Origin of the sequence: Sporosarcina sp. P37 (assembly GCF_002109365.1) — a bacterium.
GTDB lineage: Bacteria > Bacillota > Bacilli > Bacillales_A > Planococcaceae > Sporosarcina.
In genome coordinates this window covers 932,749-958,823 of the sequence record NZ_CP015349.1, presented here as the reverse complement: position 1 = coordinate 958,823, position 26,075 = coordinate 932,749, and the positions used below count along the sequence as shown (strand labels likewise).

23 protein-coding genes are annotated in these 26,075 nt (G+C 40.6%); 15 read left to right on the top strand and 8 right to left on the bottom strand.

The window, feature by feature from the left end:
• The first annotated feature begins 11 nt into the window (after positions 1–11).
• Complete coding sequence (locus SporoP37_RS05050) at positions 12–1,280, top strand: TniQ family protein (RefSeq protein ID WP_085430414.1); 1,269 nt, start codon at positions 12–14, stop codon at positions 1,278–1,280.
• A gap of 28 nt (positions 1,281–1,308) precedes the next feature.
• Positions 1,309–2,595, top strand: a complete 1,287-nt coding sequence (locus SporoP37_RS05045; protein WP_232329812.1) for a heteromeric transposase endonuclease subunit TnsA — start codon at positions 1,309–1,311, stop codon at positions 2,593–2,595.
• On the opposite strand, the gene istB is transcribed toward SporoP37_RS05045, so the two are convergent.
• Positions 2,581–3,306: an IS21-like element helper ATPase IstB gene (gene istB, locus SporoP37_RS05040; RefSeq protein WP_085430033.1), complete on the bottom strand. Its 726-nt coding sequence runs from the start codon at positions 3,304–3,306 to the stop codon at positions 2,581–2,583. The two genes, SporoP37_RS05045 and istB, sit on opposite strands and share 15 nt — an antisense overlap.
• Positions 3,303–4,721 (bottom strand): IS21 family transposase, encoded by a 1,419-nt coding sequence (gene istA / locus SporoP37_RS05035; protein ID WP_335696860.1) that lies wholly within the window; start codon positions 4,719–4,721, stop codon positions 3,303–3,305. Before istA ends, istB begins: the two co-directional genes overlap by 4 nt.
• Positions 4,722–4,985: 264 nt before the next feature.
• On the opposite strand from istA, the gene SporoP37_RS05030 reads away from it, so the two are divergent.
• From SporoP37_RS05030 to SporoP37_RS05020, 3 genes are all read left to right on the top strand, one after another.
• On the top strand, positions 4,986–6,413 hold the full coding sequence (locus tag SporoP37_RS05030; RefSeq protein WP_232329811.1) for a Mu transposase C-terminal domain-containing protein: 1,428 nt from the start codon (positions 4,986–4,988) through the stop codon (positions 6,411–6,413).
• 2 nt (positions 6,414–6,415) lie between these two features.
• A complete protein-coding gene (locus SporoP37_RS05025) occupies positions 6,416–6,904 on the top strand; it encodes a P-loop NTPase family protein (RefSeq protein WP_085430413.1) in 489 nt (162 codons plus the stop codon).
• Between the two features lie 67 nt (positions 6,905–6,971).
• Positions 6,972–7,379, top strand: coding sequence for a hypothetical protein (locus tag SporoP37_RS05020; protein WP_085430412.1), 408 nt, complete (start codon positions 6,972–6,974; stop codon positions 7,377–7,379).
• 550 nt (positions 7,380–7,929) lie between these two features.
• Here SporoP37_RS05020 and SporoP37_RS05015 read toward each other — a convergent pair.
• The 4 genes from SporoP37_RS05015 to SporoP37_RS17735 form a co-directional block, all read right to left on the bottom strand.
• On the bottom strand, positions 7,930–8,187 hold the full coding sequence (locus SporoP37_RS05015; protein ID WP_085430170.1) for a hypothetical protein: 258 nt from the start codon (positions 8,185–8,187) through the stop codon (positions 7,930–7,932).
• Positions 8,184–8,987 (bottom strand): ExeA family protein, encoded by an 804-nt coding sequence (locus tag SporoP37_RS05010; RefSeq protein ID WP_085430169.1) that lies wholly within the window; start codon positions 8,985–8,987, stop codon positions 8,184–8,186. Before SporoP37_RS05010 ends, SporoP37_RS05015 begins: the two co-directional genes overlap by 4 nt.
• On the bottom strand, positions 8,980–10,236 hold the full coding sequence (locus SporoP37_RS05005) for a DDE-type integrase/transposase/recombinase (RefSeq protein ID WP_085430168.1): 1,257 nt from the start codon (positions 10,234–10,236) through the stop codon (positions 8,980–8,982). Before SporoP37_RS05005 ends, SporoP37_RS05010 begins: the two co-directional genes overlap by 8 nt.
• A gap of 134 nt (positions 10,237–10,370) precedes the next feature.
• Positions 10,371–10,904: a DUF6431 domain-containing protein gene (locus tag SporoP37_RS17735; RefSeq protein WP_085430167.1), complete on the bottom strand. Its 534-nt coding sequence runs from the start codon at positions 10,902–10,904 to the stop codon at positions 10,371–10,373.
• A gap of 113 nt (positions 10,905–11,017) precedes the next feature.
• Between SporoP37_RS17735 and SporoP37_RS04995 the strand changes: the two genes are divergently transcribed.
• The 6 genes from SporoP37_RS04995 to SporoP37_RS04970 all read left to right on the top strand — a co-directional run bounded on the left by SporoP37_RS04995 (position 11,018) and on the right by SporoP37_RS04970 (position 19,163).
• Positions 11,018–12,739 carry a choline/carnitine O-acyltransferase gene (locus SporoP37_RS04995; protein WP_158233609.1) on the top strand — a complete coding sequence of 574 codons (1,722 nt, stop codon included), beginning with the start codon at positions 11,018–11,020 and terminating at the stop codon, positions 12,737–12,739.
• Between the two features lie 192 nt (positions 12,740–12,931).
• Positions 12,932–14,095, top strand: a complete 1,164-nt coding sequence (locus SporoP37_RS04990) for an S-layer homology domain-containing protein (RefSeq protein ID WP_085430410.1) — start codon at positions 12,932–12,934, stop codon at positions 14,093–14,095.
• Positions 14,096–14,151: 56 nt separating this feature from the next.
• The gene (locus SporoP37_RS04985; protein WP_081242578.1) at positions 14,152–14,346 is read left to right on the top strand and encodes a hypothetical protein; all 195 of its coding nucleotides are present in this window, start codon (positions 14,152–14,154) and stop codon (positions 14,344–14,346) included.
• Between the two features lie 288 nt (positions 14,347–14,634).
• Positions 14,635–15,354, top strand: a complete 720-nt coding sequence (locus tag SporoP37_RS04980; RefSeq protein WP_232329810.1) for an AIM24 family protein — start codon at positions 14,635–14,637, stop codon at positions 15,352–15,354.
• 296 nt (positions 15,355–15,650) lie between these two features.
• Positions 15,651–17,711 (top strand): transglycosylase domain-containing protein, encoded by a 2,061-nt coding sequence (locus SporoP37_RS04975; RefSeq protein ID WP_085430408.1) that lies wholly within the window; start codon positions 15,651–15,653, stop codon positions 17,709–17,711.
• Between the two features lie 192 nt (positions 17,712–17,903).
• On the top strand, positions 17,904–19,163 hold the full coding sequence (locus SporoP37_RS04970; RefSeq protein ID WP_085430407.1) for a cytochrome P450: 1,260 nt from the start codon (positions 17,904–17,906) through the stop codon (positions 19,161–19,163).
• Positions 19,164–19,303: 140 nt separating this feature from the next.
• On the opposite strand, the gene SporoP37_RS04965 is transcribed toward SporoP37_RS04970, so the two are convergent.
• Positions 19,304–20,155, bottom strand: a complete 852-nt coding sequence (locus SporoP37_RS04965; protein ID WP_085430406.1) for a DegV family protein — start codon at positions 20,153–20,155, stop codon at positions 19,304–19,306.
• A gap of 264 nt (positions 20,156–20,419) precedes the next feature.
• On the opposite strand from SporoP37_RS04965, the gene SporoP37_RS04960 reads away from it, so the two are divergent.
• The 3 genes from SporoP37_RS04960 to SporoP37_RS04950 all read left to right on the top strand — a co-directional run bounded on the left by SporoP37_RS04960 (position 20,420) and on the right by SporoP37_RS04950 (position 24,590).
• Positions 20,420–21,580, top strand: a complete 1,161-nt coding sequence (locus SporoP37_RS04960) for a DUF3221 domain-containing protein (RefSeq protein ID WP_085430405.1) — start codon at positions 20,420–20,422, stop codon at positions 21,578–21,580.
• A gap of 348 nt (positions 21,581–21,928) precedes the next feature.
• Positions 21,929–23,089 (top strand): S-layer homology domain-containing protein, encoded by a 1,161-nt coding sequence (locus SporoP37_RS04955; RefSeq protein WP_158233610.1) that lies wholly within the window; start codon positions 21,929–21,931, stop codon positions 23,087–23,089.
• Between the two features lie 412 nt (positions 23,090–23,501).
• Positions 23,502–24,590: an S-layer homology domain-containing protein gene (locus SporoP37_RS04950; RefSeq protein WP_085430403.1), complete on the top strand. Its 1,089-nt coding sequence runs from the start codon at positions 23,502–23,504 to the stop codon at positions 24,588–24,590.
• A 63-nt stretch (positions 24,591–24,653) separates the two neighbouring features.
• On the opposite strand, the gene SporoP37_RS04945 is transcribed toward SporoP37_RS04950, so the two are convergent.
• A complete protein-coding gene (locus SporoP37_RS04945) occupies positions 24,654–25,658 on the bottom strand; it encodes a polysaccharide deacetylase family protein (protein WP_232329809.1) in 1,005 nt (334 codons plus the stop codon).
• A gap of 138 nt (positions 25,659–25,796) precedes the next feature.
• Between SporoP37_RS04945 and SporoP37_RS04940 the strand changes: the two genes are divergently transcribed.
• Positions 25,797–26,072, top strand: coding sequence for a DUF2564 family protein (locus SporoP37_RS04940; RefSeq protein WP_085430402.1), 276 nt, complete (start codon positions 25,797–25,799; stop codon positions 26,070–26,072).
• Positions 26,073–26,075 lie beyond the last annotated feature (3 nt).

Here is a 26,075-nt window from a genome sequence, read left to right as displayed (position 1 = left end):
GTGTCAAAAAAATGCAAAGAAGTTGTTTATATTCTATAGAACCGATCGGTCTTGGCTCAATTGAAGTTGAGTCCCTTACAAGCTATATATCTAGAGTGGCGGATGCTCACTGTGTAACTGTCGGTGATATTATGGCTAATTTAATAACACCGATATTAGACAAAAAATACATCAATAATATTGTGATCAATGGTGGAAATGGTTTTTATAAATCTGCATCTGCCATTAACGGCCATGGAATAATTGCAGAAGATTTCATTGAAGCATTCACGTTTTTAACAAAGAGAAAAGATATTGGGGAAACTACTCTTGTTAATTGCCGAGAATTAGTACCATTTAGGGGGTTCCTAAAAAGTATTAGACATTGGTGTCCTTCCTGTTTTCAAGCTGATTTGGAAAGTAAACAGATTGTGTATGAAAGACTAAGTTGGGCTCTTCAACCCTTTCGCAATTGTATTATTCACAACAGGATTCTAGAGAGTGTATGTCCATACTGTGGGTCTAGCATGTTTACACTAGAAAGAAAGAGTATACCAGGTTACTGCACAAAATGTTTTTACTGGCTAGGCAATTTTAAGGAAAACAAAGATGTGACTTACAATAATGAGACCAATGATTCAATGAGAGCTTTTTTCTTTGAATTGATCAACCTATCAATTGGAAATCATCATGTTTCAAGCTCAATATCCTTTTATTTAGAAAGTTATTTTGATGGTTCTTTAACTCAAGCCGCTGAATTCCTTGGTTATTCCAAGTCGACTTTATGGGGATGGAAGGAAGGGGCTAATCTCGCTCCATTAAGTGCTCTGATAAACATTACATCGAAACTTCAGCTTAGTCTGGCTGATTTCATAAATATGGAGCAATCGAAAATAACATTAAATGGTGATCCCTCTCGAAGAATAGTTATTTCTGAAAGAACAAAAAAAGATCACCAAAAAATCCAGAGATTCATTAATTTAATTATCGCAGAAAAGAAACCATATTCATTAAGTGAGATTGCAAAATTGACGGAGTGTGATAGGAAGCTATTAACACAAATGTACCCAAACGAATGCCAACAAATAAAAAGAATCTATTTAGATGCCATAGAGGAAAATAAACTAAGTAAAAATAAAACTTTGATAAAAAGTATTGATAATGCGGTCTATATATTAGTGAAACGGGGTACTTATCCAAGTAGTGGGAAAGTTGAGCGAATTATCGGTGAAGGGAAATTACATGAAAAAACGTACCAAGACTATTGGAAAGAGAAAAAGTCATCGTTGACCACACAATAATAAACTAAGAAAGCTGGGAGGGATAATGTTGAAAAAGGAATTAATGAAACTGTTTCTTGAAATGAATCTCCAGGAAGAGGTAATAAGAAAAATAGAAAGTATAAGAAGTTCAGAACCATCACGAAAAGTAAGATCAAGTGCCAAAAATGTTTCCGGTTCTTATCCTAGTCAAAAGATGGGCGTAACTATTCAGTTTGAGAGTCGAACCCTTGAATTAGCAGCTATCTATGAAAAGGAATTCGATTCAAATGTCATTGAGTATTATGACCAACCAGAAACTTTTCTAATACGATATCAAAATAAAGGACGTAATATTGGCCACTATTACACTCCTGACTTTTTCGTTATTGAAAAAAATTGGGTAGGTTATGAAGAATGGAAGACCACAAAGGAATTATCCAACTTGATCCTAAAGTATCCGAGTAGATATAGTATGGATGAAACAGGTGCTTTCCGATGTCCTCCCGCTGAAGAGTATGCAAAAGCGTGTGGATTATCTTTTCGAATTCGTACCTCTGATGAAATTGATTGGACACTTCAAAGGAATATTAGATTTTTGGAAGATTATCTAATTGGTGACAATATCGATGTTTCTCAAACAAGGAAAGACCTTATTATTAACTTGGTTGCAGAAAAACCAGGTATAAATCTTGAAAGATTACTTAATATGAAGTTTGATTTTGACGCAGATGATATTTACCATCTACTCGCACAAAATGAGATTTATGCTGATATCAAGGCCGCTTTGATCACTGATTTCGATAAGTTCTCGTTATATGAAAGTAAAGAATCTGCGGAAGCTTTTTACAATATGACTAGCGCAAATGTAAAAGATATCTTAGATATATCAACCCTCAATATTTACCCATTACAACCTCTTTTATGGTCAGCAGAACCTTGTACAATTTTAAGTATAAATGAATCGAATATCTCGATCATGAATGGAGAACGGGAAGTTAAAATCCCTCATGCCCTTTTTGAAAAACTATATCAAGAAGGTACAATAAAGCCCCTTATTGATTCTAATGATGAATCCACCACCTCCCAAGAAGTTATAGACATAATACTTAGTGCTTCGCCAAAAAGCTTGGAAGAGGCTAATCGTAAATATAGTGTTTTGCAAAGCCATTGGAATGGTATTTCCTTAGCAGAGTTAAAGGTTAGTCCAAGAACATTTAGAGATTGGGTGAAGAAATACAAAGATGCCGAAAGTCAATTTGGAAATGGTTGTGTTTTGCAAGATAAAAGTGCAGAAGAATGCAAAGTAAAATACATAAGCTTGCCAGCCTTCATTTCAGTATTATTTTTGACGTGATAAAGCGTTTGTTACTCTAAAACTATCTCCCGTAAAATTCAATATATGGGCATGATGTATCACCCGATCTACTAATGCTGCAGTCAATCTAGAATCGCTAAAAACGCGATTCCACTGACTAAATTCCAAGTTTGATGTGATGATTAAACTTTTTTGTTCGTACCAGTCAGAAATCAGCTGAAAGAGGAGTTCTGCCCCTTCCTTATTGAATGGTATGTACCCCATTTCATCCAATATGATAAGGTCTACGTTTTTAAAACGCGCTCTAAACTGCGTTGACTTTCCCTCCTGCCAGGATTTCTCCAATGCTTCTGCTAGATCTGAAACCCGGTAAAATCGTACTTCAAGCCCTCTTTTACACGCATCATAACCAATGGCCGTAGCTAAGTGAGTCTTTCCTGTACCGGGCGCACCGGTTAGAATGACATTCTCTTTGCGCCTGATGAAACTTAACGTACATAATTCTTGCGAATCAATATGAGAGGGAAAATGAATCTGTTCATTCCATTGAAATGCCGAAAGGGACTTCTTTTGCAGAAATCTTGCTTTCTTAATCAATCTCTCGGCTTTCGTTTCTTCCCGTAACTGCAGCTCTTTTTTTAATAAAGCTTCAAGAAATTGAGCAGAATTTTCAAATGGGATATCTGAATAAACATCATGCACGTGCGCTAAGCGCAATGCTTTGCACATGGTCTGTAAATCTTGGGTCATTTCCCCTCACCTTCAATCTGAGGAGCACTCTGAAGCTGATCATACTTGCTCCAATCAATGTTATAGGGATGCGCATCTGGCTCTTTTAACTCGTCCGATTGACCACTTAAGAGTTCGTAGAATTGATTATTGATTTCATTCATTTCATACGTAGCTAAAAGCCCGATAATCCATTGAATACGCTCTTTGCGAATCGAAAGATTAGAGATGTTTAGATATTCAAAGAGTCGACCAGGTAAATAAGCTGAATAACGTGAATAGCTTACTGCCCGTGGTTTACTCAACCATGCTTTCAAGATGGATTGCCAAGGAATCTCGCGATTCTTATGCATATAGGGTCGGTTGTCTTGATATAACGGCTCTCCGTGAGGAGACACCACCTTAAAGCGATCCCAGTACTTCACTACGGATAATTGACTGTAATTATATCCTTTTGGAACATACACCTTCGTTTTATCTAACGTGATTTCTCCATACTTATTCGCTTTTGTTTTCTCCTCTTTGAATACTGGATATTCTTCTTCAGGTAATGCTAAAAGATATTGATGCTCCTCCTCCAGTAACTCTTGTAACGGAACTTGCTTCTTATAGTGAATACGTTGTCGATCTGTCGTTAGTTGCTCTTGCAGTAGCTTTGTCAAGTGGTCTAAGTCCTCTATAACAGGGGCCGGAGTGATAAAGTTATATCGAACATATCCCACCTTATTTTCTACATTTCCTTTTTCGTGACCAGAATATGGATTACAGGCTTGTGGTTCAAATCCATAATGAGTGGCGAACTGTAAAAATTCTTGGGTAAAAGCAGCCTCTTCATTTCTATTCCTTGGTTTCACCACTGCAGTTTTCATGTTATCAATACGGATTGTTCTTGGAATACCACCAAGTTGATCGAAGATAAGTTTCATACCGTGTAAAAGACACTCTTGATTTTCTGCTGGCAATGGGATGGCAAATGCACTGTTACTAAAAGGAAGCGTCATAACCAAACAATGAACATCTCGGTATTTTCCATCCTGCACAGCTTGCATCAATCCGAAATCTAATTGTGCCTCAGCAGGGGGATGGATGAGTCTCTCATAGCTTTTGTCTTTCGTTTCATCCTCCAGGTCTTCTCTTCCTTCACGCCATTCTTGAATATAGTTTGAAACAGTCCGATAGGACCCCTCGAATCCCATCTCTTGCAAGGCCTTAAAAATTCCTTTATTAGTTCTTCTATCTTTTCTTTTAAGCTTCTGATCTTCCCAAAGCCAATCTCCAACAATTTCTCCCCATTTTTCTCTATACATCATTCCCGATCTTTTTCTCTTTGCTTCTTTAGGTAATAGATCACCATCAGCATACTTTTTAGCAGTTCTCCAATTAATTCCTAAGGTTTTAGATATCTTGTTGATAGATAATGATTTCTGATTTCTCATTAGTTTGATACAATTAATTTCAGGCATTGTCAGCATTCCTTTCAACCTCCACTGGTTTTGATTCGACACCAATACAGTAGAGAAGTTTGAAGAGGCTGGCAAGCCTTTTTTTATTGAAACTTACGTTGCAATGTTATGTACTTTTTCATTTCAAAACTATGTACTTCTATTTTGCACTAAACAAATGGTTATGTAGGTTTAATTAACAAAAGAAATAATCAAGGCAATCGGGAACGAAAGCTTTCTCCTAAAGTTATCGAATTAATGGATAAATATATTAAGGAGAAATATGAAAATCCACGCAGTTCTAATCTTAATTCAATCTATAAGCGATTTTATCAAGAATGTATAGAAAAAGGATGGACTCCCCCTAGCTTCGTTACGTTCTGGAAAGAATCAAAAAAGAGGCCTATTCATGTTCAAACTGAAAAAAGGAAAGGACCGAAAGCTGCATATGATACAGAACAATTCTATTTCGAGCTACAAACAACTACTCCTAGACACGGCGACTTTCCATACCAGATTTGTCATTTAGACCATACGGAACTAGATATTGAATTAATTTGTTCTGAGACACTTGAAAATTTGGGGAGGCCTTGGCTCAGTTTATTGATTGATGCCTATTCCAGAAGAGTACTAGCTTTCTATTTAACATTTGATCCTCCAAGTTATCGATCTTGTATGATGGTTTTAAGGGAATGCGTAAAGAGAAATTCAAGATTACCCAAAATGTTAGTGGTAGATGGCGGTAAAGAATTTCATAGTATTTATTTCGATACATTGTTAGCTAAATATAACGTAACTAAAGCACAGCGGCCAGGAGCAAAGCCTAAATTTGGTTCTGTTTGTGAAAGAATGTTTGGGACAACTAACACTGAATTTATCCATAATTTATTGGGGAATACACAAATAATGAAGAAAGTTAGAGTGGTAACTAAGAAATTCAATCCTAAACATAATGCCATTTGGACATTTGATTCATTACACGAAATGATGGATGAATGGTGTTATCAAATATATGATCAGCAAATACATTCAACATTGGGTACTTCTCCACGCAATTTTTATGAAAATCGATTGTACAAAACGGGTAAGCGAGAACATACCTTTGTTAGATATGATGAATTATTTGAAATAATGACTTTGCCATCCACATCAAAACAAAAGGCAAAAATTCAACCTGGACGAGGAGTCCGTATTAATAACATTTATTATTGGGGAGATATGCTTGATCACCCGGAACTGGAAGGACAGAGTGTATATGTAAGGTATGATCCATTTGATATGTCTATTGCATATGCCTATGTAAATAAATACTGGATTAAACTTCGGTCAGAAAATTTCATGCTCTTTGAAAATCGTACCGAAAAAGAGATAAAAATGGCTACTATTGAAATTAGGAAACGAATGAGGAATGCTGGAAATTCAATCGAAATTACAGGAACAATAATTGCAAAATTCCTTGATTCTGCGGAATTAAAAGAAGTACTCCAAATACAACATTTAAGGGATAAAGCAGCGAGATTATCGGCAAAAGTTACTAATGAAGAAAGTAATGAAAAGGTTGGTAATGTTCATATTCCAGAAGGAAAACATCTTTCTATTGTGAAAAAAACTCAAACTCAAATTAATTCTTCAAAAAAACAGGTAGATTTTGATGCCCAAAAATACGTCGCCTATGAGGAGTTTTAGATATGGATGGACAGCTATTTCCTAAACAACTGATTCTAAAATCAGCCAATGATAAAATAGATTACTTTAAAAAACTAACTGTTGCTCATCCTAAATTGATCAATGCATATCAAGAATTTAAAAATAAGATTAGTGTTGCTGAAAAAAATGAGATTTTACTTGTTTTTGGGCCTAGTGGTGTTGGGAAATCTACACTCTTCAATAAAATAATCGATGATTATAATAAAATTTATTTAACAGAAATGTTAGTGGATAAAGGTTTAATACCTATTGTTGGTACCGAAGCAATCGCACCCGATGATGGTCGTTTTGACTGGAAAGATTTCTATATTAGATCTTTGACGTCACTTAATGAGCCATTGATTAATCACAAAGTTAATCTTGAAGTTCATCCCAATGGAATCATGCCAAGCGATAAAAGCAAAAATGCTTATAGAAGGGCAATGGAGAACGCATTACTTAAAGAAGGAGTAGAGCTTTTTTCTTATTGAACTAAAGGGGCAGTTGAGTGGAACAAGTTTGTAAAGATTAATTAGGATCAAAAAGGAGAGAGTGAATATGAGCTTAGCAAGCTATATTGGATGTAATGTGGAAATCCCTCTTAGCGATGAAGAGTCAGATTATATAATGATTATCGGAGACTGTTTTTCAGACAAATATACCAAACGAGATGTGAAAAAATATCAATTTTCCACTCCTTTTGTTTATGAAGTATCAAGTGACTGGGGAATCGAGATTTCGGAATATATGAGCCCAAAAATGCTTGCCGAATCAAAAGAGAAGCTAATCGCACTATGTGAAATTATGGACAGTTACCTTGAAAAAGGTGATTATTTTGAACTGTATAGTTGTTGGGTAGGTGAAGAAGCTGAAAAGCGAGAAGGCGTGATAACTCTTCGAATCAATAACTTTGACATTGAACAGATTAAAATACCTGAAAAAACATTAGTACGACTTGAAAAATAAGGTACCTGTGTGAGAAATAAACGTGAATGTTTAAACAATCATGAAAGTTTGACGCACAGGTACCTTTAATTACATTTCCTAATAAAAGTAAAAATCGTTTTCCCCACACTTAAAGATACGCCGAACATAAAAATGTTATAATGTTTGATATAGCCAAACCAACTGTTTACAATTAATATCAATGCATATCGCGAATGATATTTGATTTCGGTCTAACGATTTTATTGGATGAAAAGACAACCATAAATAAATTGCTCGAAAAGAAGATTGGAAATCCGATCTTCTTTTTAGCGTAAAAAATGATAATTGCTTAGAAATGAATCATGAAGGGGCTAATTATTATAAAAAAGACATTTGCTTACGAAAATGAATTACCACCTTTACCAATACCGCCATTAACGAGTACTGTAACCGAGCACATTAACCCAGTAGTCTATATTCACAGTAATTCAGCCAAGATAAGAGAAACTTTTTCATAGTTTTTCACATTGATTGGCAATATGCAAAAAACTTTTCATGATAATCCAGCAGACTCCTTAAAAAAAGCCCCTCAAAAAGGGGCCTCAGTGACGGATACATAATCGCATGCTTGCACACGAACTTTATAGATTTGTTCTTCACGAAGATGAAATTCCACACCAAGGAGGGCGATAATCCACTCCGCGTCTTTCATGAGCACAGCTGGAAGATACTGTTGGTCGATCTTCAGGTCGAGGTGGCAACCTGGGAACACCCAATAACACGTGTGACCGACCCAAATATTCCATTCTTCGCTCTCTTGGTGAAACAATAAAATACCTCGTTTCATGAAAACCCACCATCCTCAATGGCCAGCCGTACCTCTTCCTCCGTAATCTGTTCCTTTTGTAATCGCGATCCGAACAATAAGCTGTTAATGGTCAACGTATTGATAGCTCTAGGCCATCCCTGAGAATGTAAAGCGATGGCTTCTAACGCGTTCTCATTAAAAATGGGCAGGTGGGCACCCGCTGCCGTCAAGTGGTGATGGATGTACTGCTTGACCTCTTCCTTCGGAAGGGAATGAATCTCATATTTCATGATGAGCCGCTGAGAGAGCGGACGATTATGCTGTAATTGTAATCGGGTTTTCAAGTGCGGTAACCCGGCCAAAACCAAGATGAACGGCGTTTGTGAATCCATCTGAAAATTAAATAAGAGGGCAATATCTTGCAGAAACGCGTCCTTGGCCATATGCATTTCATCCAGAATAAAGACCGGCGTGACTTTTCGTTCGTGCGCCATCCGCTCAATCCCTTGCTGGATTTGCCGAAAGAGATCCACTTTCCGAAACTTCGGTTCCTCACCCAGCCCGTAGACGAGTCCGCGGTAAAAATCCATCACTCCGCCTGTTGATAAAGGAAAATAGACGACATGATACAGAGAAGGATTCAGTGATTCCTTGAAAGACCGTAAGGTAAACGTTTTCCCTACCCCTGGCTCCCCAATAATCAGTCCCATGCCTTTGGTCTTTTGTAAATACTGAAGGGCGCCTAGCGCTCCTTGATAATCAGAAGAGGGAAAGGCTTCGGTAGATGTCAGATCTTTAGAGAAAGGCACACGTGCCAATGAATAGAAGGATTTATACATGACGTGTATCCTCCTTCTCCTCTAGAGTCGGTTGAAAAGGAGATCGTGACCGCTTCACATGCGCATTATCATGAAGATGGACGGGTATCGCTTCGCCTACTCGCTGGTCCTCTTCATAAATATAGACACCCTTGCCATCCAACCGCAGATCAATCGACTGCCCAATGAAACGCTGTGGAACTTCATAGAGCTTCTTATCCAGCGTAATGGTACTATCCACTTTTACTTTTCGTTGCTCCCGTTTCATAAACACAGGATCCAATATCTCAGGGTCTTCCAAAAACACGACCTGATCGAGTTGCGATTGAAAAACTTCATGCGGTGTACGACCATCCAATGAAGCATGGACACGACGATGGTAATCCGTTTCCAACCAGTGCCAAAAGCGGATGTTCAGTTCGTCCACTGTCTCTACAGGGTCAGACTGTAAAAGAGGATAGAACCGAGTCTGCACCGTCTTGAAAAACCGTTCAATTTTCCCCTTGCTTTGAGGATCGTATGGCTGCGTATGAGCGAGAGTGATTCCAAGTTGTGCACAGGCATACTGGAGGGTCTCCGATCGATAGATCTTTCCATTATCCGCATAGATAATGGCAGGTTTACCACGCCGAATCAACGCTTCCTTTGTAACGACACGTAGCCCGTCAAACTTCTCCGAGGTGAAAAACTGCCCGTAGGGCACCAGCCTGGAACAGTCGTCTATATAGGCAATCAGAAACGTCTTCCTGCTTTTTCCTTGGGCGGAAAGATAGGGACCATGCGATAAATCAGCTTGCCATAATACATTGACTTGATCGTGCGCAAATCGCTTTCTTTCTTTCATAGAGACACGATGTTTCCCTGTCAAGTTGTGTTTTTTCACTAATCGGTTTATAGTGGAATAAGAAACTTCATTTTTGTTGATCTCTCCCTGTTCAATCAGTTGTTCGTAGAAGACGCTGACTGGCATATGGAGAGATTTTTTTCGCTTTTCCAGTAGATGATCTTGTTCGTCTGCTGAAAGTCTGCGTGAGATCCCTCTGTCTGCACGCTTTTTGGGTTTCAATGCGTCAAAGCCATCCCTCCGGTAGTGGCGCAGCCATTCCTGTACGGTCTTTGCGGCAATTCTCCGTTCTCCATAGTAGGGAATGGTATGTACTTTCTCTTCAATTCTTTGCAGATAACTCTTTGCTTCCACCTGCTGGTTGACAAGCGGGGCAATCAGCCCATAGCGAAACAAGGCCACTTCATCTCGTGTTTTTTCGTTCATGGAATCTTCCTCCTTTTAGTAGAAGGACGACCGGTCATCCATGAATACTATTCTACTTTCACCTGCATTTCATGGCTATGAAAAGGTTATGTGGTATCTAGAATATGTAGATTTCCGTCGAATTTGTGGTAGAATTAATTTGCCATAAAATATCTTGATAAGTGACCCTGGCTCCTTCGCAAGAAGGAGGATTCGCCAAAATCGAGGATCCTTTTCATGTATTTTGTGGCCTCTTTTCTTTTATCGTTTGAAAGCCCCCGGACTTCCCCTTGCTCGACAAAATAGCTATGCACCCACTTGACCTGTCGAAGATATCGATTCAGATGAAAGCGGAGTAGTTGGCGACCCTCACTTTTTATCTTCTTTTCTAGAATTTCTACTACTCGCAAAAGTACTGCCCGCAGGGTGTATTGAAAATAGGGAATCAGGAAGTCGGGTAAGACGGAGATGGTCATCCTGCACCGTTGACACCTGAGACGGCAGATCGGAATTCGTCTCACTACGTGCTTCTCTGTGACTCCATTACGCCAATAAAAACCGTGGCGATGTAGATTTCCAGGCGCATGACATTGGCAGTTAGGACAATGTGTAAATAAGGGAAATTCATTGAGCAATCCCCGCTCTTCATACTCTTTCAATCCAATTCCAAAATTATACAAAACAATCATAAAAAAACCCCCTCCTATCTAATATGCAAAAAATTTAGCACATTATCTCGGAAGAGTATAGAGGGGATGCCGAAAGAATTTGAAAAGAAACGTATCTTTATGAATGAATTATAGTGCTCGGTTACACGAGTACAAAGGAGAAACTTCTTGAATGGGTTGAACCTCTTTTAAATGATGAACAACTTGAAGAAACTACGAAGGTTGTTAACCAATTCTTCAAAGCAGGTGGAGACGCAGAAAGACTTCAAAAAAAATTATGCGAATTGAATGTCAATATTAAAGGTAGTTGGCTAAAGCCTTTATGGGATGATATGTATTTAAATTTCCGCGAACCTTTGCCAACGGGCATGCATTTCAATATTTTATTAGATAATAAAAAACATGAAAATCGATATACGCGTGCGGAACTTGCCGGAAGGGTAATCCGTTTAGTCACGGAATTATATCATTTAATAATTGATGGCGAAGTAGCGCCAGTCATACAAAATGGTGTGCCCCTAGATATGAGTCAATATAAGAATTTTTTTAAGTCCATTCGCATTCCAAGATTAGAAAGAGATGAATTTAGACTAGCGGCATTCGAGAAAAGAAATAACCATGTCATTATTTTATATAAAAGAAATGTTTATAAAGTGAACGTAACAAATAGTGAAGGTGAAATTTATTGTAGTAGTGAAATCGCAAATGCTATTGAAAGAACCTTTCAAGAAGACCAAAGTGAAGGCGCCAACGTAGGAATTTTTACAACTGCAAAAAGAGACGAAGCTGCGAAGATATATGACCAACTCACCGTATCTAAAGCGAATGCAGATCATCTACAAACGATAGCGGATTCGCTAATTGTCATGTCTATGGATGAAGAAAGTAGTAATTCCGAAGAAGCGATTGAGAACTTAATGTTAAATGGAACGAACAAATACTTTGATAAAACAATCCAGGTAATCCTTACTAAAAAAGGTGAACTGGGTTATAGCATCGAGCATTCTTCGGTGGACGGTACGACGATGTTTGCTGTCATCAGCTATGTAAATGAAGGTCTGGAAAGTGAAGAGTCTGAAACAATATATACGACTGAACCCACTCGAATGGAAAAACAACATTGGGAATTATCTGCGGAGATTGAGAAGTCGTTAATGAGATTGGAAAAAAATCATGCGAGGGTCAAAAAAGAGTTTTCTATTAAAACGAGAATCTTCAACAGCTTTGGTTCAGATGAAATCAAAAACATGAATATTAGTCCGGACGCTTTTTTCCATATGGCCTTACAAATTGCACAGTACAGAACGTTTGGCGTATGTAGAAGCGTTTATGAACCCGTTTCAGTCCGTGCATTTTATGAAGGAAGAACAGAATGTGCGAGAGCGACCAGTATGGAGAAGCTGAACTTGGTGAAAGCAATTGAAAACGGTGAAGAGAATAATGCAGTGTTGTATGCCCTAATGCAAAAGGCGAGCGCGGCTCATACAGATCGAATCATAAGATGCCGTAAAGGATTCGGCGTTGAAAGGCATATGTACGGCCTGGAGCAAATGTATGAGTTGCACGGGGCAGACATCGGTATGACGGATAGACCAGCACTCTTTAGCGACACTGGCTATTTGACATTGCGTCATGATTTTATTTCGACAAGTGGTATGGCTTATGACAATGTGAAGTATCGGATATTCGGCCCAGTCGTTGAAAGCGGATTTGGACTCGCTTATATTTTATTGGATCAAACGATTTCTATTAATATCTCCTCCCATGCTGATGAAGCAGATAATGCGCAGAAGTTAATAAATCATTTGGTAGATGCATTTTTAGAATTAAGACAGATTGCGAATTGTATTCTTTGACCTGGTACGCATAAAGAAGGTACTAGGTCCCCACACAATTCGCTAAAATAAAGTACCTGCGCAAGAAACAATCATGAAAGTTTCATGCACAGGTAGCTTTCATCTGGGTATTTTTTGAAACTATTTCTTCATTCTCGCGTCTATACGCTGATTACCAGAATAGATTCTACAATTTAGAGAGGATGAGAGTAAATGAAGAAAAAATTACTGACGATAGTTGGTGCATTATTGCTTGCGTGCAGCTTGCCTTTATCGGGTATAGCCGCAAGCAAACAGTCATTTCCTGATGTGCCGCCAACGAAGCATTTTGCAGAGGCAGTGAATGATCTGGCAGCACGTAATATTATAGGAGGCTATCCTGACGGCACGTTCAAGCCGGGGAATTCGATTACGCGGGGACAAGCTGCTGCAATTATTGCGAAGATGATTGGTCTGGGTACGTCGGATGTGAAAGGCAAGAAATTTATAGATGTACCGGCATCGCACGGTTTTTATAAAGCGATTGTGAAAATGGCGGAGGAAGGAATTATTGGCGGCTATCCGGATGGCAGTTTCAAGCCAAATGAGCCGATCAAGCGTAAAAATATGGCTGCGATTCTTGTGAAAGCATTTGATTTACCACGTGATGGGGAAGTAAAAAACCCGTTCAAAGGAGAAATTGGCATTACACAGGACATACTTATTATTTACAAGCTCGGCATTACTACAGGCACATCTCCTACAACATTTAGTCCGAACGCATCGATTACGAGAGGGCAAGCCGCGAAAATGCTAGCAGCGACGGAGCAAGTCATGCTGAAAAATGCCGTGACGATAATAGCAGGCGATTTAGGATGGGATTCGATCGATGCGGTTATCGATGATCAAGTGAATCCGAGCGTATTTCGTGCAGTAAAAGTGAAAGGGAAAGAAGACAGGCTAAGTCAAGTTCAATTATTTCCGGTCAAAGTAGGAACAGGTGGAGTGGTCATTTGGGGGAAAGATGCGGAACTGAATATGAAGTATCAAAAGTATTATATTCATGTAAAAAAAGAGAACAGCGAACTACGTTTGACGGTAGAAAAGACGAATGATACTCTTCCGGCTGAGGTATCACTCAATACAAAATATAAACCCGTAAAAAATATAGCTCTTGCTGAAGTAGATGGAGAGACGATCTCCGACAACGTAAAGATTGAAAAAACTGTATATAATTTTACGTATATTACGATCGAAAAGCCAGGTGAGTATATTACAACCGTCCGCTTTGAGAATGGGGAAGAAGCGCGTTACAGTGTGAGCGTTTTTGAAAATGAAGATTCTTTTTTATATGCTGGAGTGGCCATGGAAGTAGGACCGGCTGATAATATTAAATAAATATAATGGGTGCCGGGTCTGCAAGCAATCTTAATTAATAATTGGGAGGGAAAAATATGTTTAAAATATTCATACCAGATGACGAACTAATAATTGTAAAAGCAAAAAAAGACTTTAAAACGAATGGATATGACGTTAAAGAAGGGGAACTTTTCAATGCCTCAGAAAAAGAAGGAGTAATTGTAAATGGCAGTTTCGCGTGTACTATTGGTAGTCCTACTTTTGAAGCTTGGTTTGAAATAATCAACTAAGCCAAATTGTAAACTGACTGATTCGTAAACTTTAAATAGCCTGCCAAACGCTGTGCATCACACAACTCAAAAATAATTCAGAGTAGTCCTCGGGTTTTGTGATGCACAGGTAAACAAAACCAATTTTCGTGTGGAAGTTATATACTGTACAGACTTTTCTTTATAAAAATCAGTTAAGTAAAATATAGTGTTATAATTACCACTACCTTTCAATCAAATTAGAAAATCAGAAAGCGGGCGATTATTCTGTTTACTATTAAAAACTTTGAAGATAATGAGAATGTAAAAGTGAAGGAAGAGCTTGGCCCTTTTAAAGTAGTAGAGTTTCAAAGAGAGTTAAGTATCAATCATGCTACGGCTCAATCGGCATATTATGCTTCTGAAATGAATGTAAGAAGACGACAGCTCGTTTGCGATGTCAGTCAGTCTAACATTACGATTCAGGCAGGGGCCATGCAATGGATGGCCGGAGAGGTGAAAGCAACGACTGGGCTTAAGGGAGTAGGAGACTTTATCGGAAAGACGATTAGAGGCAAAATGACCAAAGAATCGAGCATCAAGCCTGAGTACACGGGAACGGGTACACTTGTTTTAGAACCAACGTACAAGCATATTTTACTGTTGGATGTGGACGAGTGGCATCAGTCACTTGTCATTGAAGATGGACTTTTTTTAGCTTGTGATTCAGGATTGAAACATAAGGCCGTGATGCGCTCAAATCTTTCTTCTGCTGCACTTGGCGGGGAAGGCCTTTTCAATCTGGGGATTTCTGGGCAAGGAACGATTGCACTGGAATCTCCCGTAGCGAGAGAGGAACTTATCGAAATCGAGTTAGAAAATGATGAGTTGAAAGTCGATGGGAATATGGCGATAGCTTGGTCAGGCGGTTTGGAATTTACTGTCGAACGCTCTGGAAAAACACTTATGGGTTCAGCGGCTTCAGGCGAAGGATTGGTAAATGTCTACCGCGGAACAGGAAAAGTATTAATGGCGCCGTTCCTTCAATAAATTAAAATAAGGTACCTGTGCGCGAAACAAACATGAATGTGTAAACAATCATGAAAATTTCATGCGCAGGTACCTTTAATCATTAAAAGGGAAGAAAAGCCCTGCAATGAATAGAGTACCCAAAACAATTCAGAAACAATTTTGAACTGTGTTGGAGTTGTGTGCGGACCTGGCACCTATTATCGTACCAAAATCCCCCAAAAGACAAAAACCGCAACTTTCAAACACCCCCATCGTCAATACTATGCTATATTCAACAAATAAAACTCCGCAGCAATAAAGCAGGTGAATCCAATATGAAAAGATCCGAATATAAAGAACAACAGCGTAAAAAAATGCCAAAAAAGAAAATTAGCCTGAAGAAAAAGATCATCCGTTTCGCATGTATCGGTGTACTGCTTGCAGTCCTTTGTGTGCTGCTCATGCTGAATGTTTTCATCACATTCAGCGATGTAAGTAAACTCGAAGAACCCGCACCGAGATCGACGGTTATTTACGATCCGGATGGAGAAGTCATCCGTAAGGTTTCGAATTCGACTATTGAAGGTGTATTGATCGATCAGATTCCGAATGCGCTGGTCGAAGCCGTTATTGCCGTGGAAGATCAACGGTTCTACAAACATCACGGCATTAATTATTTTAGAATGGGGCGCGCCTTGCTCGAGAATGCGTTCAAAGGCAAAATCGTGTCAGGAGGCAGTACGATTACGCAGCAGCTTGCGAAAAATGTATTTTTGACGCAGGAGCGCACGTACTCGCGTAAATTCAAGGAACTGATCCTCGCAAAGAAGATTGAACGGGTGTATTCGAAAGAGGAGATCATGGAACGTTACCTGAACCAAATTTATTTTGGCGACGGTGCGTGGGGTGTTCAGCGTGCAGCGCAGACTTATTTCGGGAAGGATGTCAGTGAGTTGACGTTGAACGAATCTGCGACAATCGCAGGGCTTATTAAAGCTCCTTCGTATTTAGCGCCAACGGAGAATATGGAAAAGTCGGTGAACCGACGGAATCTGGTGTTGTCATTGATGCTGCGTGAACAGTATATTAGCCAGCAAGAATACGATGAAGCGATTGGAGAGGAACTGGTACTTGGCGAATCGACAGTGCCGGATTATGAAGAGAAATATCCGTATTATATCGACCGTGTAGTGGATGAAGCGGTGAATATGTACGGTTTGACGAGAGATGAAGTGTTGTCCGGCGGGTTGCATATTACGACAGAAATCAATCCAGTGATCCAGAATGCGCTGGAAGAAGTGTATGCGGATGATAGATATTTTCCGAAGAGCACGCCAGATCAACTCTTACAAAGCGCCTCTGTTTTCTTGAACCCTAAAACAGGCGGGATTCTGGCGTTAGTCGGCGGAAGAGGGGAATATACGCAGAAACGCTTCAATAATGCGACTGACCTCATTCGTCAGCCTGGATCTACATTGAAGCCGATTGCCGTCTATACTCCGGCACTTGAGAAAGGATACCATATGTCGGATTTGCTTGTGGATGAACCGATCGATATGGATGGATACTCCCCGAAAAACTTTGATCAGCAATATAGAGGGGAAGTGACCATGTACGAGGCGCTCGCCCAATCGTATAATATCCCTCCCGTCTGGCTGTTGGATCAGATTGGCATCAAAGACGGCGTGAGTGCAACGAAACGGTTTGGAATTTCATTAGAAAAAAATGACCGTACGCTTGGATTGGCGCTTGGAGGACTGGATAAAGGAACCTCTCCCTTACGAATGGCTCAAGCGTATTCCGCTTTTGCGAATGATGGAGTGATGGAGGAAGCCCATGCGATTACAGAAATCAAAGATTCGGAAGGAAATGTGCTTGGAAAGTGGCAGGGAGAGTCTGTACACGTGACAGATGCGGAAGTTGCACAGCAAATGACCTATATGCTGCAAGGAGCTGTAGCGGAAGGTACTGCGACAAAAGCACAAATTTCTGGTATGGAAGTGGCGGGGAAGACGGGCACCACACAGCTCCCGTTTGAAGGAGTGGACGGTTCAAAAGATCATTGGTTCGTTGGCTATACACCGGATATTGCTGGTGCGGTCTGGCTCGGCTATGATCAAACAGACGCCGACCATTATTTAACAACTACCAGCAGCTTTACCGCACCGCCCATTTTCGCGCAAGTTGTTTCAAAATCAGCCAGCGAATTATCTGCAAAGAAATTTGATTTATCGTTAATTGATGAAGAAATAAAAGAGCTTAAGAAGCAGAAGAAAAAGACAAAGGAAGAAAGAGAAAAGAAAGAGAAGAAAAAAGAGAAAGACAAGAAGAAAAAAGAGTTTTGGAAGAGTATCGAAAAGTGGGGACGGGACTGGTTTAAAGATAAAGAGAACTGAAATAAGGTGCCTGTGTGAGAAATAAACGTGAATGTGTAAACATTCATGAAAGTTTCACGCACAGGTATTTTCAACTAAGTTGTGTGCGGACCTGGTGCCTTGCCATGTTTACTAAACTACATATCAGGTAATAGAGCTTTAAGTCAAAAAGTACGAAATGAGGTATATACGTAAAAACAGGAGTGAAAAATAATGAAACAAATACCTGAAACAAAAGTTACATTAACTGATGTGAAGGAACTGATTGATAAAGGATATAATCTTTTGGGAGAACTTCGTGAAGAAGTGGATGCGCCGGTTGTTAAAGCTACTTTCTTAACTAAAGAAATCACTGCTATTTATGGGGAAGAAGCGTCCCGTAAATTTTATAATCCGGAAAACTTTAAACGAGCTGGGGCCATGCCAAAGCCGGTCTTAAAAACGTTATTCGGTGAAGGCGGCGTGCAGACTTTAGATGGCGAAGAACACCATCATCGCAAGAACTATTTCATGGATTTAATGTCTCCGGAAAGAATGGAAGCGTACCATGAAATATTATCGGAGAAATTATCAAAGGAATTAACGAAACAACACGGAGAATTTGAGTTGTTTGACCTCGCTAATAAGGTACTGTTTACTTCCATTTCTGAATGGTCTGGCATCAACTTGGAATCATTTGATTCAAAAACGTTAGATAAGCTTGCAAGAAATCAAATCTCTATGATTAGTGGTGCCGTTACATCCCCTGTAGACCATATAAAAGGAATAACAGATCGCAAGGAGTCCGAAAAATGGGCACAAGATCTTATAAAAGAAGCACGAAAGCACCCAGTGCCAGGGAAAGAACATCTTGCTTTATATGCTTTTGCCAATGCGACGGACCTTGACGGGGAAGTATTACCTGTGGAAGTAGCAGCAGTCGAATTATTGAATATCATTCGTCCAACTGTAGCTTTGACCGTTTGGGTGGCATTAATGGGGCATGCGTTATTTGCCAGAAGAGATATTTATGAAGAGTTAAAAGCTGATTTTGATGGCTTACAAGATTCTTTCATTCAAGAAATGCGCCGTTACTATCCATTTTTCCCAATGCTGCCGGCGATTGCTGTGAGTGACGTAGAAATTGACGGGTATCTGATTCCTAAAGATAGCTGGGTAGTATTGGACATTTACGGAAGCAACCATGATGAGCGTACAATCGCTTCTCCTGAACAATTTGATGTCAGGCGATACGCAGGGAGAGCAAAAGACATTTCATACGAAGAGGAATATGAAATGATTGCGCAAGGCGGCGGGAAGTTCAGAGAAATGCACCGCTGTGCGGGGGAATGGATAACTCTTCATAGCCTGCGTGTCTTTTCTGACCACTTAGTGAATAAATACGAATTTGCTGTACCGGAGCAGGATTGGACGATTCCAATGAATCAGTTCCCTACGTACCCGAACAGCAAGGTGCTGCTGTTTAAAGAGTAAGTCTTGTATATAGGATGTTAAATACCATATGTGCAAAAAGAGTCTGTCTGCTAATGTGGACAGACTCTTTTTAAGGTGTAAGAAACAAACATTCATGAAATTTTCTCGCACAGGCACTCCATTTAAATACCTTTTAAACGTTAAACCTCTATCCCTGCAATCCCAAATCCTCCAGGACCAGAATGTGTCGAGATCATGGCGCCTGCTTCCATCCAAAGACAATTTTCAAATCCATTTTCCAATGCAATTTCATTGATCCGTTCTTTGATAGTTTCACTAAGTCCGATGGAGTATATAAAATAAATTTGTTGTCGATCTACATCATATTGCTGCAAATAATCTAGCAGTAAATTTTCAGCAACTTTACTCATTTTCCCGCGGTATTTTTTAGTCGAAACAAGCTTTCCTTCTACTAATTCAATACATGGTTTGATTTTTAACAATGCGCCGCCAAGATACGCCATATTGCTGACTCGTCCGCCAGCCCGTAAAAAATCTAAGCTGCCAGGAACGAAGGCAAGTTTCGTTTTGGGAACTATTGATTCGATTTTCTCCAGCAAACTGATGGGATCCATTTCAGGTTCTTCCTCCAGCAGCGCTACCGCATACATAATAACCGCAGTTAATCCGCCTGTAACATTTAATGCATCAATTAAATAAATATCCTCTGCGTCTTTTACGGCTGTTAATGCATTTTGAAACGAAACAGACGCCTTTGATGTATAGCCAATATGAACGATTGGATGATCAGGAAATTCGGTTCTAATCTTTTTGAAAAACTCCTGATATTCATGGGTATTTGTAGCGGCAGTGGAAGGTATCTTCTTTGTGCGATCATAAAAATCAAATATTTCTGTTACGGGCAGATGACCATCTAAATAATCCTGACCATCCATGATTACATGCATAGATACTACATGTATATTATGTCTTTTCGCTAAAAACTCCGGCAAATCGGCACCGCTCTCAGTCGTTAATATGATGTTTCTCACTGTATGTCGCCTCCAGTTCATATTGTATTAGGTATGCAGATAATTGAATTCATTTAAACTATACATGATAGACAGGCGATGTATGTTGAAATTTATAAAATATGTAGAAGAGTAGATTTACTTATTTTAATGGACTGATTACACGTGGTGTGTGGAAGCAAAGGTGGATGTTTATTACAAAGGGCATTTTTCATTGATTTTCAAACCTAGTTTGTAACCTTTCCAATAATTCTCAGTCAACTACCATAGACAGGAGGCGTAAAAATGAAAAAGACAATCTGGCTATTCGTACTGGGCGCTGCTTTATTGGCCGGTGGTTGCGGAACGGGCACTAAGGAACCTAGTGTTTCCAGTCAACAGGGTGGCTGGCAAACGATAAAAACGGTAGACGGCCGTGAAATTATTGCGGAACTGAAGCAGACTGCGGAAGAGTCGCCGGCGCGTGATCGTATAGCTCGCGAGCAGATAGAGAGTCCGGATTATACGGGAGGATTCTTCGGCGAGCCATCTAAAGAGCTGGAAGAAGACGTCGCGATGCAAGCGATTGAAGGACCGATTGCCATTGAAGTGGTGGAAGAAGTGTACGGAAGTCATGATGCGTTTGAAAAAGAAGGAGTTCTTTTCTTGGAAAACCAGACGTATGGAGACGCGCAGTCAGGTGTCTGGATTGGCGTGAAGAAACCTGACGAGCGATTGCAGAAAGTCGTTGATTTATTGCAGAAGAAAGTGGATGCTGGTGAAATTTTGGCTGCGCCGATTTATATCTTCCGCAGTGTATATACACGGGAAGATCTCCATGCAGTTCAGGATGAAGTGGCGGCAGTGCTTCAGGACCTGAAGCAAAAGCGAGGTACATTTTCTTTATCGGTCAGTACGGTGACAGGTGATGTAGAAGTCGGACATGATTTCCTGACAGCAGCGCAGCAAAAAGAACTGGAGCAGCAGTTTCCTGACTATACGTTCCACTTCGAGCAGCTAGGCAGCGCCGTTGAAGAAGCAGGCTTGTCCGCTATCATCCGCCCCCAAAAAGATACAACCGATACACCGGCAGAAGTTGGCGGGTACATCATGGCCGTGTCGGACGGTGGTATTTTCGTTTCTGGAGGAACAGAAGAAGCCGCTTATTATTCATTTGATGAAGCGAATGACCTGACAGTAGGACAGCGAGTGAAAGTAGAAGTTTCAGGCGAAATGAAAGAATCATATCCTGCACAGGGTTCAGCGAAATTCGTGGAAGTCCTTCCTGATTATAAACCGGCAGACGCAGTGCTTTCTGAATCGCAGGCCGTGGCATTGGCGATCAAGCAGAAGAAACAGGAATACTTTTCCTTTAACGTGATTAATGAAGTGCGCTATGATAAAGCCCAAAAAGTTTGGATCGTAAAAGTGAGCGACGGGAGCGAAGTGTTGGTGGAGGATAACTAGGATGCCTAGTCCTCACACAACGCAAGAGGAATCAAGTGCATAAATTTAATAGGGCTAGAACCGGTCATGACTGAAGAAGACACGGAACTCACAGAAGTTTCGTGTCTTGTTTTATGTAGACGGGATTGGAAATCGGTACCTTTGTGAAAAACAAACGTGAATGTGTAAACAATCATGAAAGTTTTAAGCACACCTTTATTATTAAAAAATATCATTGGAACATATAGTTTTTAGTTTCAAACTCTTGTGCACTTCTCTTAATTTTATTTTAAAACGATTGAAACTATTTCGGGAATCCTCCGTCTATACGCTGATTAAAAGTTTAGATGTTTAGAGAGGATGAAAGAAATGAAGAAGTTATTTGCAGTAGTTGGTGTATTCTTACTGGCATTCAGTTTGCCGTTATCAGGATCAGCAGCCGGTAAGCAAGTGTTTTCTGATGTGCCGCCGTCAAAGCATTTTGCGAATGCGGTGAATGAGCTAGCCGCACGTGACATTATAGGAGGTTATCCGGACGGCACGTTTAAGCCGGGGAACTCGATTACGCGCGGACAAGCTGCGGCGATTATTGCGAAGATGATTGGTCTGGATACATCCTATCGGATAGAACAGAAATTCACAGATGTACCCGAATCATATGGTTTTAATAGGGCGATTGCGAGAATGGCGGAAGAAGGAATTATCGGCGGGTATCCAGATGGTAGTTTTAAACCGGATGAGCCGATTAAGCGTAAAAATATGGCGGCGATTCTTGTGAAAGCATTCAAATTACCTCGTGATGTAGAGCTGAAAAATCCGTTCAAAGGAGAAGTTGGCATTACAAAAGACGTCCTTGTTATTTACAAGCTTGGCATTACTTCGGGTACCTCTCCTACAACATTCAGCCCGAACGCATCGATAACAAGAGGGCAAGCCTCAAAAATGCTTGTGGCAGCGGAGCAGGCAGTAATGAAGAATGCCGTGACGGTGAAAGCAGGCGATTTAGAATGGGATACCATCGAATCGTTTGTCGCTGATCAAGTAAATTCTGGCGCATTTCGAGCGGTAAAAGTGAAAGGGAAAAATGGCATACAAGATCAAGTTCAACTATTTCCGATCAAAGAAGGAACAGGTGGAATTGTACTTGGAGGAAGAACAGCCAAAGGTGAATGGAAGAATCAGAAATATTATGTTCATGTGAAAAAAGAGGCCGGCGTACTGCGTATGACGTTAGAAAAAACGGATGATTCCCTGCCGAACGAGGTAGCGCTCAATACGAAATATAAAACCGTGAAAAATATAGCCCTCGCCAAGAAAGACGGAGAGAAAATCTCTGATGATGTAATGATTGTAAGAAATGAATACAATTTCACCTATATTATGATGGAACAGCCGGGAGAGTATATTGCAACGGTCATTTTTGAAAATGGAGAAGAAGTGCGATACAGTGTGACAGCCCATGAAAGTGAAGACAGCTTTTTATATGATGCATACGCCATGGAAATAGGGCCAGCTGAAAATTTTAAGTAAATGTATGAAGTGCCAAGTCTGCAGAAAATCTTCATTTATGTAGAGATACTGTCTGGCGGCACGTTTTGAAAAATGGTGCTTGCCTGAGGAACCAACATGAATGTTTCCCGCACAGGTCCTTTTTTGAAGTGTTGGTGGAGGATAACTAGGATGCCTAGTCCTCACACAACGCAAGAGGAATCAAGTGCATAAAATAACAGGGCTAGAACCAGTCCAGACTGAAGAAGACACGGAACTCTCAGGAGTTTCGTGTCTTGTTTTACACAGACGGGATAAAGGGTATGGATCATATAAGAGAATCCATAAATGGAAGATAGCAATCAACTGAATGGTAATTTGTGATATGTGACTAATGATGAACATATAAATATAGAGTGAGCAAAAATATGAATACATAAAGGGGGCGAATCGATTGTTGAAAAAGTGGATGGCGGCATGTGCGATTTTTTTGCTGGCGGTTACCGGAACGGTGCAGTATGCAGAAGCTGCAAGTTTTACAGATATGAAAAAGAACAGTTCTTCGCTGTACGTGGAAGTGAATTACCTGGCGGATCTCGGCATCATCAGCGGGTATCCGGACGGCAAGTTCAAGCCGAATGAGCCGATTGCAAAGAAGCATATCGCGGCAATGCTCGTCAAAGTGCTCGAGTTGCCGATGACGGATCTAGCGGACCCCGGATACAAGGACGTACCGAAAACCCATCCTTATTACAAGGAAATCGCTGCAGCGTACAAGGCAGGATTGTTTTCCAAGGCTGCTAATTTCAAACCGGAATCCAGCATCTCCCGTGCATTCATGGCACGGCTGATGAGCAAGGCATTTCATTTGAAGGTGCAGAATAAAGCGGATAATGTGCCATCGTACAGTGACGTAGGAAGAAATTCGGACTTTCATACAGATATTATGAGGATATCGACCAATAACGTCGCCACCGGCTATCCGGACGGGACATTCAAACCAAATCGGCTGATTACCCGTGCGCATTTCGCCGCATTTCTGACCTGCGCAATGACAGCAAGGATGATGAATATTATGCCGGATGCCGGTTATACGTACTATTACACGGACGGCTCCAGCACATACCGCCACGATCACGAGGGCAAAGAAGAGAACGGCCTGGACTACTGGCGCATTACCAATGAGACGGAATATGAAGACATTCCCCGACTGGGCTTTGTGCAGAATTCCTCGTACTACGGGGAAGGATACGATGACTGGGCCCATTACGATCAATATATCCCGCATCCTTTTGTGGTGACACAGATTCATGGGCAGGATGATGTGGGGCCGGTCAGTTACGGTAACGGGTGGATTACCTCTACGAACGGAAAGAAAACAGTTCGCGGTACAGAGTATCGTGATGTGCTGGTCATTGAAAGTTACTTCCCGTGGAGTAAAGAATCCATGATCGAATACTATGCAAAAGATATTGGCTTGATCCAGCGAGTGGACAGTTCAGGGAAGGAGCTGTATGGACTGGTGAAGCGTGTGAAAAAATAAATGCAGAAACAGGGTCCCCAAACAGCTTCGGGAATATTCCGAATTGTTTGGGGACCTGGTCCGTTATTTCCACTCCGTTCCGTTCACACGTTTTTCACTCATCAGTTCACTGACGGTCCCCAGACGAAAACCTTTCTCTGTGATTTGTGTAATCATAGCATCCATTCCTTCCGCTACAGGTTGAGTCGGGTGCATTAAAATCATCGAGCCGTTCTCCACTTGCGATACGACCCTATTCACCATTTCATCAGTCGCCGGCTTTTTCCAGTCGACTGTATCTACCGTCCATAAAACGGTATGCATTCCTAGCTGGCTTGCCGTTTCAACCGTTTGCTGATTAAAACTGCCGCTGGGCGGACCGAACCACTTCGGCGATGTAATCCCGAGTGTTTTTATGATGACCTCATTTGTCTTCTTTAACTCTTCCATTGTTTCAGCTACTGATTTCTGCTGTAAATCGGGATGGCTGTATGCATGATTTCCAATTTCGTGCCCTTCTTGATAAATTAGTGTAGCCAAATCGGGATTTTTCCTTACCCAGCTGCCGTCGAAGAAGAACGAGGCTTTCGTTTTATGCTTCTTCAGTACATCCAAAATTTCAGGAATATATTCATTACCCCAGGCAACATTAATTAAAAAAGACACCATCGGTTTCTCTGGATTACCTCTGAAAATGGGGTGGGGGCCCAGATCATTTAAATGTACAGCGGGGGAAGTTTCTTTGTAAACGACTTTTGATTCATCCAATTTGCCAGTTGCTTTCATTTTCCTGTAACTGGCTTCCAGATCCACTTCTAATCCGTTATAGCCGGGGATGGCTTTCCAGACTCTGTCGACTTTTGCATCAACCGCGGGGATCTGATGCGCTTTACTGAATGATTCTAATTCTGTCGTCAGTTTGTCTTTGCCAGTTGCAGATGCGGATGCTGTGCTTGCTGCATTCGTTTCTGGATCCCAATGATCGATGAACAAAACCAGGTAAAGTATTCCTATACAGGCGATGAAAGAAATAAGCCAGATCCGTTTCAGTTTATATCGCTCCTCTCTAGTCAGTAGTGTTTCCTGCACTTGAATAAGTATGCTTAGATATGAGCTCCCCGCACAAAACAGCCATTGTTCTCCTGTAAATTTTCCAGCGCATACTTCCGCTGTAAATGGCGATACTACGTTTATTATCAGTTATTTCACATGTGGGAGGCGAAGTGTATGGGAAAAGAATTTGGTCAGAGCTGGAAAAAGCAACATCCGGGTACGTTCTTTGGCAATTCAGTAGAGAAAGCAGATCGTGCAGTGAAACAAGCGATGTCTCATCCGGAGGAAATGGCCATCGAGCATGCATTTAATGCAATCGAGCGTGCCGAGAACGCGTTTGTGAATGCAAAGCAATACAACGAAGAATTAGATACGATTGAGCAAGATAAGGGACACTTGGATGTGATCAGGCAGCAATTGAATGAAGCCCGAATGAAGAATGGCGAGTAAAAT